Source organism: Zhenhengia yiwuensis (assembly GCF_014384995.1).
GTDB classification, from domain to species: domain Bacteria; phylum Bacillota; class Clostridia; order Lachnospirales; family Cellulosilyticaceae; genus Zhenhengia; species Zhenhengia yiwuensis.
This window is the reverse complement of the sequence record NZ_JACRSY010000032.1, coordinates 1-13590: the sequence shown is the minus strand read 5'-3', so window position 1 is coordinate 13590 and position 13590 is coordinate 1. Positions and strand designations below refer to the sequence as shown.

Annotated in this window: 19 protein-coding genes; 18 read left to right on the top strand and 1 reads right to left on the bottom strand. The window is 31.5% G+C overall.

Translation table 11 applies throughout. The annotated features are described in order from the left end of the window. Positions 1-46: 46 nt before the first annotated feature. On the bottom strand, positions 47-691 hold the full coding sequence (locus H8718_RS15630) for a helix-turn-helix domain-containing protein (protein ID WP_249333629.1): 645 nt from the start codon (positions 689-691) through the stop codon (positions 47-49). A gap of 148 nt (positions 692-839) precedes the next feature. Here H8718_RS15630 and H8718_RS15625 point away from each other — a divergent pair, with 148 nt between their 5' ends. The 18 genes from H8718_RS15625 to H8718_RS15540 all read left to right on the top strand — a co-directional run bounded on the left by H8718_RS15625 (position 840) and on the right by H8718_RS15540 (position 13002). Continuing rightward, entirely contained in the window at positions 840-1037 is a 198-nt protein-coding gene (locus H8718_RS15625) for a helix-turn-helix transcriptional regulator (RefSeq protein WP_249333628.1), read from the top strand. A 309-nt stretch (positions 1038-1346) separates the two neighbouring features. Beyond that, positions 1347-1502 (top strand): hypothetical protein, encoded by a 156-nt coding sequence (locus tag H8718_RS15620; RefSeq protein WP_249333627.1) that lies wholly within the window; start codon positions 1347-1349, stop codon positions 1500-1502. Between the two features lie 91 nt (positions 1503-1593). Then, complete coding sequence (locus H8718_RS15615; RefSeq protein WP_249333626.1) at positions 1594-2397, top strand: hypothetical protein; 804 nt, start codon at positions 1594-1596, stop codon at positions 2395-2397. Next, entirely contained in the window at positions 2318-3190 is an 873-nt protein-coding gene (locus H8718_RS15610; RefSeq protein WP_249333625.1) for an ATP-binding protein, read from the top strand. The genes H8718_RS15615 and H8718_RS15610 overlap by 80 nt, the downstream gene beginning before the upstream one ends. A 98-nt stretch (positions 3191-3288) precedes the next feature. Further along, the gene (locus H8718_RS15605) at positions 3289-4083 is read left to right on the top strand and encodes a hypothetical protein (protein ID WP_249333624.1); all 795 of its coding nucleotides are present in this window, start codon (positions 3289-3291) and stop codon (positions 4081-4083) included. Positions 4084-4098: 15 nt separating this feature from the next. Further along, positions 4099-4440 carry a hypothetical protein gene (locus tag H8718_RS15600; RefSeq protein WP_249333623.1) on the top strand — a complete coding sequence of 114 codons (342 nt, stop codon included), beginning with the start codon at positions 4099-4101 and terminating at the stop codon, positions 4438-4440. A 277-nt stretch (positions 4441-4717) separates the two neighbouring features. After that, positions 4718-5041, top strand: a complete 324-nt coding sequence (locus H8718_RS15595; protein ID WP_249333622.1) for an ImmA/IrrE family metallo-endopeptidase — start codon at positions 4718-4720, stop codon at positions 5039-5041. Between the two features lie 386 nt (positions 5042-5427). Then, a complete protein-coding gene (locus H8718_RS15590) occupies positions 5428-5568 on the top strand; it encodes a hypothetical protein (RefSeq protein WP_249333621.1) in 141 nt (46 codons plus the stop codon). A 224-nt stretch (positions 5569-5792) separates the two neighbouring features. Then, positions 5793-6515 (top strand): hypothetical protein, encoded by a 723-nt coding sequence (locus H8718_RS15585; RefSeq protein ID WP_249333620.1) that lies wholly within the window; start codon positions 5793-5795, stop codon positions 6513-6515. A 6-nt stretch (positions 6516-6521) separates the two neighbouring features. Further along, positions 6522-6710 carry a hypothetical protein gene (locus H8718_RS15580; protein ID WP_249333619.1) on the top strand — a complete coding sequence of 63 codons (189 nt, stop codon included), beginning with the start codon at positions 6522-6524 and terminating at the stop codon, positions 6708-6710. A gap of 1104 nt (positions 6711-7814) precedes the next feature. Beyond that, on the top strand, positions 7815-7976 hold the full coding sequence (locus H8718_RS15575; RefSeq protein WP_249333618.1) for a hypothetical protein: 162 nt from the start codon (positions 7815-7817) through the stop codon (positions 7974-7976). 123 nt (positions 7977-8099) lie between these two features. Continuing rightward, positions 8100-9395: an AAA family ATPase gene (locus H8718_RS15570; RefSeq protein WP_249333617.1), complete on the top strand. Its 1296-nt coding sequence runs from the start codon at positions 8100-8102 to the stop codon at positions 9393-9395. 16 nt (positions 9396-9411) lie between these two features. Beyond that, positions 9412-10062, top strand: coding sequence for an RloB family protein (locus H8718_RS15565; RefSeq protein WP_249333616.1), 651 nt, complete (start codon positions 9412-9414; stop codon positions 10060-10062). A gap of 218 nt (positions 10063-10280) precedes the next feature. Then, on the top strand, positions 10281-11027 hold the full coding sequence (locus H8718_RS15560; RefSeq protein WP_249333615.1) for a sigma-70 family RNA polymerase sigma factor: 747 nt from the start codon (positions 10281-10283) through the stop codon (positions 11025-11027). A gap of 14 nt (positions 11028-11041) precedes the next feature. Then, the gene (locus tag H8718_RS15555; protein ID WP_249333614.1) at positions 11042-11413 is read left to right on the top strand and encodes a hypothetical protein; all 372 of its coding nucleotides are present in this window, start codon (positions 11042-11044) and stop codon (positions 11411-11413) included. 48 nt (positions 11414-11461) lie between these two features. After that, a complete protein-coding gene (locus H8718_RS15550) occupies positions 11462-11911 on the top strand; it encodes a hypothetical protein (RefSeq protein ID WP_249333613.1) in 450 nt (149 codons plus the stop codon). A 60-nt stretch (positions 11912-11971) separates the two neighbouring features. Continuing rightward, entirely contained in the window at positions 11972-12694 is a 723-nt protein-coding gene (locus tag H8718_RS15545) for a hypothetical protein (protein ID WP_249333612.1), read from the top strand. A 137-nt stretch (positions 12695-12831) separates the two neighbouring features. After that, the gene (locus H8718_RS15540) at positions 12832-13002 is read left to right on the top strand and encodes a hypothetical protein (RefSeq protein ID WP_249333611.1); all 171 of its coding nucleotides are present in this window, start codon (positions 12832-12834) and stop codon (positions 13000-13002) included. Positions 13003-13590: the final 588 nt, after the last annotated feature.

Genomic DNA, 13590 nt, shown 5'->3' with positions numbered 1-13590 from the left:
ACTTGAAATTCTAGCATTGATTAGTTCGTAAAGGGATAAAGTAATATCAAGTTATAACGGGATCTTCAGAAGACGGTTTAATATAATCTTTTGAAGTTTGAGTTGATTTATTGGCAACCAGTTTATCTAGATAGTTTTCAAAAATAGAATCTAAAATGCTATTAATTAGTTCTTTTTCTTTGGTGTAGGTGCTAAAAAGTTTTTTAGTCATATCTTCATCAGGAAGTAATAAAGATTCAAAACATACATTTTCGAGGTGGGTAGAAAGTGCACGAATCATTCCAATATACATAGAGCAAAGCTTTAAATGTTCAAGATCTTCATATCTAGTAGGGTAGCTTCGTAATAATAAACAAATAGAATCAATAATATCTAAAACTAGATTACTTTCTTCAGAGCTGCAACTTTTAAAGAACTCTGTTAAAAATGCGATATCCTCAGCGATTATTTGGTTGTGTAAAGAATTATTGCCTAATAAATCATCTAATGTTAAGTCTATTACATTTCCTATTTTTTCGAGTATTTCAAGTGAAGGGTTGTTTCGCTCACCACTTTCAATTTTGCTTACCATACTAAAGCTTACGCCTGCTTGTTTAGCCAACTCCTTTTGAGTTAGTCCTTTGGCTTTTCTTAAAGCTTTTATACGAGTTGGAATATTTAGAGGCTTTATTTCATTTAATAATTCATTCATATACTCACTCCCTATTAATTATAATCTTAATATACCACTATAAGTGGGAAAATGATAGTAGGAAAATGAAAAAATAGTTGACTAAACACACTATCAGTGGTATAAAAATATTACAACCACTGGTGGTGGTAAAAAGTGAGGTGATAGAATGAACTTAAAACTTAAATTAAGACGAATTGAATTAGGTATTAAACAGAAGGACCTAGCTGAGAAGGTTGGAGTAACACAACAACACATAGGTAACTTGGAAAGTGGAAGATGCACTAACCCAAGTAGAGAGTTAATGATTAAGATTGCAAAAGCACTTAATACAGATGTACAAACATTATTCTTTAGTGAAGATTAAGGCTAACCTAATTTAGTTACCCTGCGTCAAATCTGACGCACCCCTGCCTCGAATTTGAGGCACCTTTGTACACTATGTTGAACCTATCTAAAAACTTACTCCCCAATTCGGGGGAATCAAAAGGTGCTCCTATCAAGATACCTATATCTACGCACCGAGGACAAGCGTACCCACAGGTACAGTTGTAACTACGCAAAATTACGTTATTAAAGGAGTTGATTAAATGCCATTTGCAATTAAGGGCAATGCTGGACAGATTAAAGTACAACTTCAAATTATGATGAAGTTGTTGAAAGGAGAGGACATTTAATGAGTGATAAAGTAAAAGATCTTACTGAAAAGGTTGCAGAGCAGAAGAAAAATATTGAAAGAAGAACTTTAAGTGTTAAAGAACTGGCCCAAGTTATGGGAATTGGCGAAAATAAGGCTAGACAGCTTTGCAAGTCTAAAGGTTCCCTTGTATAAAAGTAGGAAACAGAACACTAATTCCTATAAGTAGGTTTGAGGAATGGCTAAACAATAGTGTTGGCCAAGAGTTTTAAAAGTAGGTGATGGTTTGGATACAGGATGGATTAGTGTCTATAGAACCTTACAAGAGCATTGGTTGTGGCAAGAGAAACCTTTTGATAAAGCAAGAGCATGGATTGATTTGTTGCTCTTAGTTAATCATAAGGAAAATAAGATTATGTTTGATGGTACACTCACCACTGTATCAAGAGGTAGCAAGATTACATCATTAAGGCAATTGTCAGATAGATGGGGATGGAGTACGAAGAAAACCAAGAAGTTTTTAAGTGACTTAGAAAGTGATGGCATGATTACATACTTAAGTGATAAAAAGAAAACAGTTATAACCATTGTAAAATATGATATTTATCAGATACAAGGAAACAGTGAGGAAACAGTAAAGAAACATAAAGGAAACAGTCAGGAAACAACAAAGAAAACAAACAATAATGTTAATAATGATAATAATGTTAATAAAAATATATATAGTCATTTAGAAACAGATAAATCAGAGATTAGAAAGCTATATCCAGGTAATAAAAATAAATCTGTAGCAGATAAGAAACTGCCAAAGCTGATAGAGAAGTATGGTAAGGAGCAACTTATAAGATGCATTGAAAGATATAACCAGTATGTACAAGATACACGAGCTAATGGATTTGCAACATTACAGTATAAGAATGAGGGTACATTTTGGAATGGTGGTTATATAGATTACCTAGATGAAAATGTAAGTCAAGAAACAGTAAGTCAAAGTAAGGAAGAGGTGGAATATGATAACACAAGATTTACACCAGAGCAGTTGGAAGCATACTACAGAACAGACCCAGAAGATGAAGACCTTCCATTCTGATAGATTAGATGATGAAGGGAATCCTTTATATCCTTATGAAAATGCACCAATAGATACACCTTTTAATGTTCGAATAAGGAAAGAGTGTAGAATATATGAAATAAAAAATGATAATAACATGATTTATGAACATGTCCAGTTACAGGTTGATTATGATAAAAGCACCAGTAGAACAGGAATACCAGAAGCTCATAGATATGTTAGGATGAAGGATTTTAGGCCAGAAATTTACATGGATAAGGTGTTAGCTAGAAATGCTAAAGAAAAGGTTACACGTTTTGTTGAGAATTTTGGAAAGTTTGTTGACAAAGGGGTAGGGCTGTATATTTATAGCCCTAGTTCGGGAGCAGGAAAAACGCTTCTGGCTTCAATACTTGCAAATGCATTAATAAGGCAGTACAACGAATCACCAAAATTTATTAAAGCTACCACGTTTTTTGAAGAATACAAAAGGGCAATGAGGCAGTCTAGTAAAGAAAATCCTATAGTTGATGATAAATTACGTGTACTTACTAATGCCAAAGTATTAATTATTGATGACTTAGGAACTGAAAAAGTGACGGATTATATTAGTACTTTAATGTATGAGGTAATTAGTAAGAGAACTGATATGAGAAAGGTAACGATAATAACCAGTAAAAAGAAAATGGAAGACTTGAAATATGATGCGTCTACAATAAACCAAATAAGCTCATCAGTGCGTTTGATTGAGTTACCTAATGAGAATGTAGGGCTAAAGGTTTCAAATGAAGCTAACAAGGATTTAGACTTATTATTGGAGGGGGTAGAGTAGGTGAGGGTATGCAGAGTATGGGGCATATGATTGAGGAATAAGAAAAGAACTGTAGTTAATACATAAATTTATCAAGTAACTACAAAGGGAGTGAAGATGTGTATTGCATAGTGCAAGAGATACAAAATAAAAAGTCTAATCCATATGGAGCACATAAGGAAATAGAAGTCTATAGTTGGAGTTTTAATGGTGAAGTTATTTATAGTTATCGTTTTTCAGATGATAGATATGAAAGGCCCATTAAAACAGCCTATAAAATAACACTTAGAGAAAGTTACAGGGTAGATGGTAAGATTAAGGCTAAACAGTGGAGCTTAGGAACTATTGGTTATTACGATATGTTTAATTATGGTTACTATGAGTATGTAGAAGGAAAATTGCAGGCTATATCAGATGAAACAGGTATACCGTGGGATAAACTGTATGATATTGTGGAAACTAAGCTAGAGCCACTATATGAGCGTATAAGGGCAGAGTACACGCAGACGGAAGAATATAAGGTAAGTCAAAAACATAGTGAAATAACCCGAAAATACGCAGAAGCTAGAGCACAATTTGAAAATACTTATGGTAGTAATACATATGATCGTTGCTATGATGTTTTTGGTACATTGAGAAATGCAGAATACTTGGAAGTATTAAAGAAAAATCATAGTTACTATGAACAATTTAAGAGTAACTACAATTCATATAGTTACCAAGATTATTTTAAAGGTAACTACAACAGTAGTTATCAAGAGAATAGTGGTAGTAACTACAATGAAGAGGATAAAGTTAAGTTAAGAAAATGCTTTAAGATATTAGCAAAATACTTTCACCCAGATAGTGCAACAGGTGATACAGAGTTAATGCAATTTATTAATGATAAGTTGAAAAAAGAATGGAATTTATAAAGGAGTAAGTTACATATGAAACAAATAAATGATGGATACGACTTTGAAATGATAGTTGAGGAAAGCAGTAAGCCTAATACCTTGTACAAAGTAACCATGAGAATGGAACAACTAAAGAAAACATGGGAAGAAAATGGGGCATTTTTACAAGATATTCTTGCAGGATATGCAGTGCTTATACATGAAGTGTCCATAAGGGACAACTGCTACGTAGACCCAACTACACACCTAAAAATAATGGTTGATTTAGAGAAGATGAAGCGACATGACCCAACCGTACAATGGTTACTGGATAACAATATTATTCAGCAGGCACCACAACCATTTAAATTGTATTTTCCTAATGGGCTTAACTAAAGGTAGTGTAGTTCGTATATAGGCTATGAGGGAATGAACCTTATATAAATTAATTAATGAAAATGAGTAGATACATATGAGTACAAATGAAGCAAATGAGTTGTTAAAAGCATTTGAGAAAGCAGTAGAAGGAAAAACTATAGAAGAAATACATGAGATTATCCAAGAGGCTATTGAAAGGATTAAAAAATAATCCAGGTATAGACATGGAAAAGATAACAGAAATATTTTATCTTATTGAAAGACACCTTGTAGAGAGAAAAAGGAGTAGATGAATATGAGTTTATGTGAAGTAGTAGAAAAAGATTCAGTAATAGCAGAGCTAGTGGACCTAGGGAAAAGAAAAGACTTAGAAATTATAATAAAGCCATTCAAGAGCAGAGCAAGAGGTCTTATGGTCGGAAAAACCATAGCAATCAGAAAAGGATTAAGTATAGAAGAAATGAGATATACATTAGCTCATGAAATGGCTCATGCTTATTTACATAGCGATAAAGGCAATACTATATTCAGTGAAAAACATAGTGAGTATGAGGAGCAGGCAGACAGAGCGGCGATGATGTTATTAGATTTATTGGAAAAGAAAAAAGCCCTTAACTAATACAACACTTAGTTAAAGGCCCACATGAAAATTAGATTTGGCGATTTAATTCTATCGTGTGAGCTGAAATAAATCAAGTGTAAAATGTTGAGAAAATATACATTTCGGCCTTTTCGGCTGCCCTAAAAGGGAAGATTTCGGCATCCCTAAAAAGAGAATGTATGTTAAGAAATGTTAAGGTTAGTACAAGATTTGTACAAGGTATCCGGAGTTTTCGGAGCCCCTAAAAAGGAATTTATATTAACAAATGCTAACATTAGAATGCTAAGAAAGGCTAAGGTAGAATATGAAAGAACAATTAATAAAGGACATTATTTACATGTTAAATAAAATTGATAATCTAAGACATTTACATATGATTAAGGCATTTATAGGGGGGATAGCTAATGCTAAAAATAAAAATATCGTATAAAAATGAAGAAGAAAAACAACGTGCTTTGCAGGCATTAAGTGGGTTAAAAATTATCAAAATAGGCAAAGAACAGGTCAAAAAAGGGCATAAAAACATATATATAAATGCTGAATAGCCCTTGAAAAACATAGGTTTTAGCTTGTATACCCCCTCTGTGAAATGGTATAATAGAGATAAATAAATACGGCACGTGAAGTACCCTCTAGCTCGCCACCATTTTGTGGTCAGTTAGGGAAGCCAACAGAAAAGGCACGGGAATAAATTGATATAGCGAAAAGGTTCGTTCTATTAATTATTCTCGTGTTTTTTTATTTTGTAAAAACTAGGAGGAAAATAAAAATGAGTAAATTAAAAGAAGCAATTCAAAAGTTACAGGAAGAACAAAAACAGGCACTAAGTGAAACCTGTCAAGATATTAATCCTAAATTCGAAGAGTTTAAAGCAAGAGGAAAAGCTATTAGAGAAGAGCTGAAGCAAACTAAATACCCTCTAAGGATAAAAGAACTTGAAGTACAAAGAGATAAATTGCTTGAAGATGCTAGAGCCTTTTATCAAGAAAAATATAATGTTCAGAAAAACATTATTAAAGCTATATCTGCTAAGTATGATGCCCTTATTACACTTAGCAATGAAGATGTACTTGCTGTGGACTTATTAAATATGGAATTACCTAGTCATAGGTTACAGTTAGCAAAAGATATTGTAATGAGTTTAACAAGTGATGAATTGACATTAATAATTGAAGATTTGGCTATGGATAAGAATAATAAAGAGGTTATGGCGTTAATTAGAATGTATGCTAAATTACGTGCGAAAAAGGAACTGGATCGAGCAGAAGCAAAGATAGTACCAGGCATGAATTATGAGGGTGCGGAGTCTTTTAATAGAGAAGGATATATTACGTTTACAGATATTGCAAATATAGACAAAATAAAAGCAAAACTTAATAAGTTAAAGCCTTTGGGGCATGGGTTGTATATAAGTCCTTATCAAACAGAAACGGAAGTCAGCTTTTTAAGACAAGTTTATGATACGCATCCATATGCAAATGCATGGGGTTAAAATAGGATGTTCCAGGTTCAACATAATAAGGCAACTCCTACAGAAGCAAGATATGTGGAGTTAGAGCGTGAAGCAGAACTAGAAAAGTGTTATATGTTAAGACATAGGAAGCGTATATTTGGTGCACTGCCACCTGAACTAAAAAAGTATGAGAATAAGCCTTATGCAATAGATTATAGAATTGATAGCCAGTAGTTAAACTTAAAGGGGGTGTTATGCCTCCTTTATTTTATTAGAAGGGGACATTAAGAATAGGAACATTTGTATCAAGTAGATATTGAACATATGTATCCTTTATAGAATAAATAAAATTTAAAGTAAAAATAGGAGAGATATGTAATGGATTATATTGATGAAGATATTCAGAATGAAGAAGTAGAGAATTTAATCGTTAAGGGTTAATAATTTAGCCTTTTTAGCCCCTTAAAAAGAGGGGTGATGTTGACAAATGTTGACATTGGAGATTGAAAAACTTGAAATGCATAATAACTAAAGACCTTAAAGGACACCTGTCAAATTTAATTAAGATGCTAACATTTGCTAACATAAATGTCGGTAACGGATGGAGTATATTGAGGGGGAGTGTTCTATTTACATACTGAGGTTTACTAAGGTTAGAACCTAAGAAACCCTAAGATTTACTAAAGTTAGATTGTTGAGAAATGTCAAGGTTTTGTAAAGGTGTAGCCTGCTGCTTCGGGGCTATTTAGTAACAGAACGTTCCATATTTTTAACGGAACGCTCCATATTATTTGGAACGTTGTAATGTAGATAAATGCAACGTTTTTTATGTATATAAAGTATGGTAAATTATGGCGTAGAGCAATAAAATGTGCTTGTAAATGCTAGTAATAAAGTAACGTTAAAAGGTAACGTTACCTTTCAATAAAATACTAAAAAGTGAGAATGGCCTACCTTATAAAACCTTATATAAAATAATTAGTAAGGATGAGATTAGGGCGAGGTTAAAAAATAGCCTGTATCTAGGAGAAAGACCTCACAAAACCTAACATGAAAAACAAATAAAACTTGACATTCAAAAGCCTACCTTATAAAACCCCATAAAAAAAGTTGTATAGGTGAACTTGAAAAAACTTGAAATGAAAATATTAATAAGGACGTGTTAATTTTATTAATGAAAAGTACTTAAAGAGATAAGATTAATGAATAAAGACATTTTTGAAGCTCTTGATATAGGTATTGGTTGGTACTTGCATCAAGAGCTTTTTTGAAAGAAATGATTAGAAAGAGAAAAATATGAATATAATTTAATAACTTTTAAATGAAGGTGAAGTAAAGATGAAAAAGGTTAAAGACTTAAAGTGGGGAATCGAATACGAATATGATGAGGTAGAGAAAAAAATTTTTAAGATACTAACTTGCTACCATACAGATGGGAGATTATCGAAAGATAGATTTGAATATGAATATATTCCAGAAAAATTTTCTCAACCATATTGATTATAAAAAACGGATTTAAATTAGAAAAAATGAAAAAAAATCACAAAAATAATGTTTTAAATCTAAAGCTATGCTACTATGATGTAGTATAGCTTTTTAAATAAGGAATTAAGGAGGTAACATATGTTAATCGAATTAACTATTAAAAATTTTGCATCCTTTAAAGAAGAAAATGTACTTAGTATGATTGCATCAAAAGATGCTACTAATGAAAAAGAACAGGTGAAACAAGTAGGGAAACATAATATTCTTAAAAATTCTATAATTTATGGAGCAAATGCTTCGGGGAAAAGTAATATACTACAAGCTATAACATTTTTAAAGTGGTTTGTTATTAATTCATCAAAAGATACCCAACAAGGAGAAAAAATTAAAGTAAATCCTTTTAAATTTAGTACTTTAACTGAAAATGAACCATCTTTATTAGAAGTAGTTTTTAATCAAAAAGGGGTTATTTATAGATATGGATTTGAAGCTTGCAAAGAAAAAATAGTAAGTGAATGGTTATTTGCACGTTATAGTTCCAGAGAGTCTAAGCTATTTATAAGAGAAGGTCAGAAAATCAGCTTAGGGGAAAAATTTAAAGAAGGAAGGAATTATCAAAGTGCAGTGAGAGAGAATGCATTATTCCTTTCTGTATGTGCCCAGTTTAATGGAGAAATTTCAAATGAATTAATTAAATGGTTTAGGAATGTACATATAATTTCAAGTCTAGACGATAAATATGTTAACACTACCTTGAGTATTTTAAAAAATGAGGGAAATAAATATGAACAACAACGACAAGTTTTAATGGACTTAATTAAGGGGATAGATGTAGGTATTGAGGATATTATTTTAGAAGATGAAAATGTTAGTTTAGAGAAGATTATCGATAAACTACCAATGAAGATAGCTAGAAAGTTATTAGATGAGCTGCAGGAGGAAGTAGCACAGGATAATGAGGATAAGAGGTTAGAGATAATTGCTCAACATGTATCCACAGTACATAAGAAATACGATGAAAATAAAAAAATAGTTAGCTTAGAAACATGTAAATTTAACATGGAATCAAGAGGAACCCGAAAAATATTTGAGTTAGCAGGACCTATCATTGATACTATCTTCAGTGGAGGAGTTCTGTTTATTGATGAGATTCAAAATAGTTTACATACTAAGCTTGTACTAGGATTGCTAAGATTTATTGTAAAAAATCAAATTAACAAAGATGCTCAATTTATTATGACCACACATGATGTCAATATTTTAGGAGATAAAAGCTTTAGGAGAGACCAATTTTGGTTTGTAGAGAAAAATGAATATGGTGAATCTGAATTAACTGCATTAATAGATTTTGAAGAGCATGTACGAAAAGATGCATTGTTAGATAAAGATTACTTAAGGGGAAGATATGGAGCCATTCCATACCTTAGACTTTAATGAAGGAGAATAGTAAATGGGAACGGATAATCTTCATCATAAGAGAAAAGATAAGGAATTAGAAAGGAAACGTAAAAGAAAAAAGGTCTTGCCCTATATATTGATAGTCTGTGAGGGAGCTAGAACAGAACCTAATTATTTTGAATGGTATAAGGAAAATTGTAAGCAAGAAATTAATATTGATATATGTGGGGAAGGTAAAAATACATTAAGTCTAGTAAGAGAAGCTATAGCTATTAAGAAAAAAATAGAAAAAGAAAAACAGATAATATTCGACCAAGTATGGTGTGTGTTTGATAGAGATAGTTTTGAGATTTCTACATATAATCAAGCATTTGAATTAGCTCATAAGAATAATATTAAAGTAGCATACAGTAATGAATGTTTTGAAGTTTGGTATTTATTGCATTTCCAATATTTTGACAACGAAATGCCAAGAGGTTTGGTATTTAATAAGTTAGATAATTTAATGAAAAAAGAATATGGAATAGCATATAAGAAAAATACACATAATATTTGTGAGTTACTGTTAGGAAAACAACTTACTGCAATTAAAAATGCTAAAAAACTAGAGAGTAAGTGTAGCAATATAGGGATAGTACATCATCAAAATCCTAGTACTAGTGTTTATAAACTAGTAGAAGAGCTAAACAATTATATAAAATAGAGAAGCTATGTGTATAACAAATAGTTATTTGACAAGTAAATGTACTTAGTTTAGGTGGTATGGTACAATTAAATTAAATGAATAATGAGAAGTACCCTCTCAAAATAGTCTTTTGAGGGAAGCTATAACAGGCATGGGAAATGATTGACTACGCAAAATTGCGAGCTTAGTTATTTCTTATGGCTGTTTTTTTATTGAGGATAAGAGGAAGTGAATAAATGACTAATGAAGAGTTGATACAATTATATAAGCAAGGTAATAGTGAGAGTTTACAACTGCTTCTAGAACAAAATAAAGCACTTATCTATAAAGTGGCCAAACGGTTCTTTACTGGTCGTGATAATGCTATAGATCAAGAGGACTTAATTCAAGAGGGGTATATAGGATTAATAAAAGCTGTAGAAAAATATAATGAAGAGACGGAAGCAGTTTTTATTACGTATGCGTACTATTGGATATATAAGGCTATGCATCGGTTCATGTACCCTACAAGAAATAAGATAAATAATAAGAGCATGCAAGTTTATAGTTTAAATACTATGGTACCAGGCATTGATAATGACATAGAACTGCAAGAGACGTTAGCTGACGAGGATATTTATCCAGGTATAGAAGAGAGTATAGCAAACAAGGAAGATTATAAGCAGGTGGAGAAGATGCTTGTGAGTAGTAAAAATATTAATCCTAAGGCATTACAAATAGTTAGGCTTAGATATGGATTTAGTGATGGGAAATGCTATACATATGAAGAGATAGGGAAGGTACTAGGGGAGACAAGACATAAGATAAGGCAGATAGAAATAAAGGCGTTTAGGGAGATTCGAAAAAGCAAATGGGGAAGAGTGAGAATAGCCGAACAAGGATATATTAGAAAAGGAAGAGCATATGATACAGGAAATGTAAGATGGGATTTTATCAGAGACTTAGATAATGAAATAAGTCAGTTATTAAATCTAGCAATATAGGGAGGGGAAGAGAGATGAATTATTTTGAACGGCATACTATTAATTTATTAAAGGGCTACAATATAAAAAAGCATGAGACCCTTCAACTAATGAATAGAGTAAAGATAGAAAAGGGTAGCACTAGAGAAAAGACAATAGCATGTATTAAGCATAATTTAGAAATTATAAAGTATGTAGATGATATACTAGATATTTTAGAAGATAAGGGGAGTTTACTTAGGAAGAAGTATATTGTATCAAAGAAGAGCATAAGAAAAATGGAAAAGTTAGAGAAGGTCAAAATACAGGAATTAGATAATAAAACTCGTAAAGCGTTGGCCAGCTTATGTATTATGTTGTTTGGTATAAGAGGAGCAGAGGGGTTTTGTAAAATACAAGTAGATTAGAGTGATTTAGTAAGTACATAGTGTAGACATAATAATAAAGGGGGATTTATGGCTCAGTATAAAGAATTAGAAAACATATTATATAATTATCCAAGCCTAAAAATAGAAGTGAAAAACTTATACATAGATTTAGAAGAGATTACGGAAGTAATAAGGGTTTATGGAGAGAGTGGAGCACCGGATACAGGTGGTCCGGCTTATATATTTAACTCAGCTGTAGAGAATGAATTTATAGGGAGAGAGGGAAGTTTAAAGGATAAAGCAGAACATATAATAAGGCTTATTAGGAGTAAGGAGCGACATATACAGAAGATAGAGAATGCGATAAGTCTATTAGATGCAGAGAGTATTGAGTTCATTCAATTAAGATATTGGGAGAATATAAAAATAGAACATATAGCATTACAATATAATTTGGCTAAAACAGCTTTATATAAAAGAAAAGATAAGATATTAAAAGAATTAAGACCATATTTAATACCAGTAATAGCACTCTAGTAATAGGGTGTTATTTTTTTGTATAATAGTATAAAAAATATTTTGAAAGGATAAATAACTATGAATGATTATCATAACAAGTATTTGAATGAGTATAAAAAGAGAATGGATCCTAAATATAGATGGAGAAGATATATGAGCAAAGAAGAGAAGGTGAAATTTTATTCAGGCCCTATAATAGCAGGTATATTGTTAGCAAGTATGTTTATAGGAGCTTATTTCATATTGAAAAAGAGGGAGTGGATATTAATAGGAAGTGTAAGCGAAATAGTAGCACTTGGAGTCATGTATGTAGTTCTAATAATAAATGAAAAATTTACTGATAAGGTAAAAGAGAGAATAGCGAGGGAAGTATATAAGATAGATTCATGGGAAAAGAAAAATGATTTAGATAGAAAAGTATTTAAAGAGTATTTAAGAATGCATGATGTAAAAACAGAGAAGCAAATATCAATGGTATTAGAAAGCATTGAAAAAGAAATAATTAAGAAGTCGAAGAGTAATATCGTTATAAAAGGAGGAGCAGTAGTATTTTTATTGCCAGTTTGGGCTGAACAGGTGAAAGTTATATATAAAGATATAACTATATCTGATGGATTCAGTATGTTAATGTTTTTATTTTTTGTAGTAGGTGTAGGAACAATAATATGGAAATTATTGGAGTGGTGTATTAAAAAGTTCTATCAATTGATATGTGAAATAAAAGAATGGGAACTGATAAGATCAAAAGAGTTAAGAGGTATTTTATTAGAAATGTATTTAGAGGCATTAGGTAAGGAATAACACTTTTTATTATTTAAGCTATATGCTATACTATGCAAGGAAATAAAACCACGCAAGGGTGGCGTGGAGGTTGTATGTTACCCTCCTAAGGGCTATGGATAAGGTTATTATCTTATAGACCGAAAGGAGGTGCTATGATGGATACTGTACTAATGATAGTATTGGCGATAGCGATAGTTATCTACCCAAGAAAAGGAACTTTTATAGATAAGTTTAAGTTAAAAGCTCTAGGCTTACATATAGAATTCAGTACAAAAGAAAAGAACTGTCCACCCTGCAAAGATGACAGTTCTAATCGCAATAGATAAGTTGTGATTTTAAATTCATAGCCCAGAATACAAAAACATTCAGGGAGCATCAGTGTTGGTAGCACTGGTGCTTTTTTTATGTTTATTATAGCATATATTGGTCACAATTAAAGTATAATTTTAAATGTATCATGTAAATAAGTGTGAATAGAATGTTTGAAGTTGTAAAGTGTATAGTAGGAATAATAAATTTGTTAGGTAAGTTTTGATACAATTTTTTGTGTGTAACAAGTGTGTAGTAAAAATAAAAATGTGTAATAGGTATTGTTAGATTAGATATTAGAGAATGAATAAAAGTGTTGAAAATAAAGGGTTTGAAGGGTGTTTTGAAGTGGATAAAAAACTGATTCTACGAATCAGAATGTCGTGGGTTCGAATCCTACCGCGTGTGTTCTATAAAAAAGGTAAGCATTGAGTATTAAAAGATGATATGCTCCCCTTAAGGTAGACAGTTTAAATAATAAAACTGTGGGCATGGTATGATAAAGTAGACACAAAGTTAAGATAAAATAGTGAAAGGTGGTCTACTTATGAGAAGAAGTTATGATAAACAGTTTAAAATTGCTGCAGTGAAATTAGTTCTTGAAG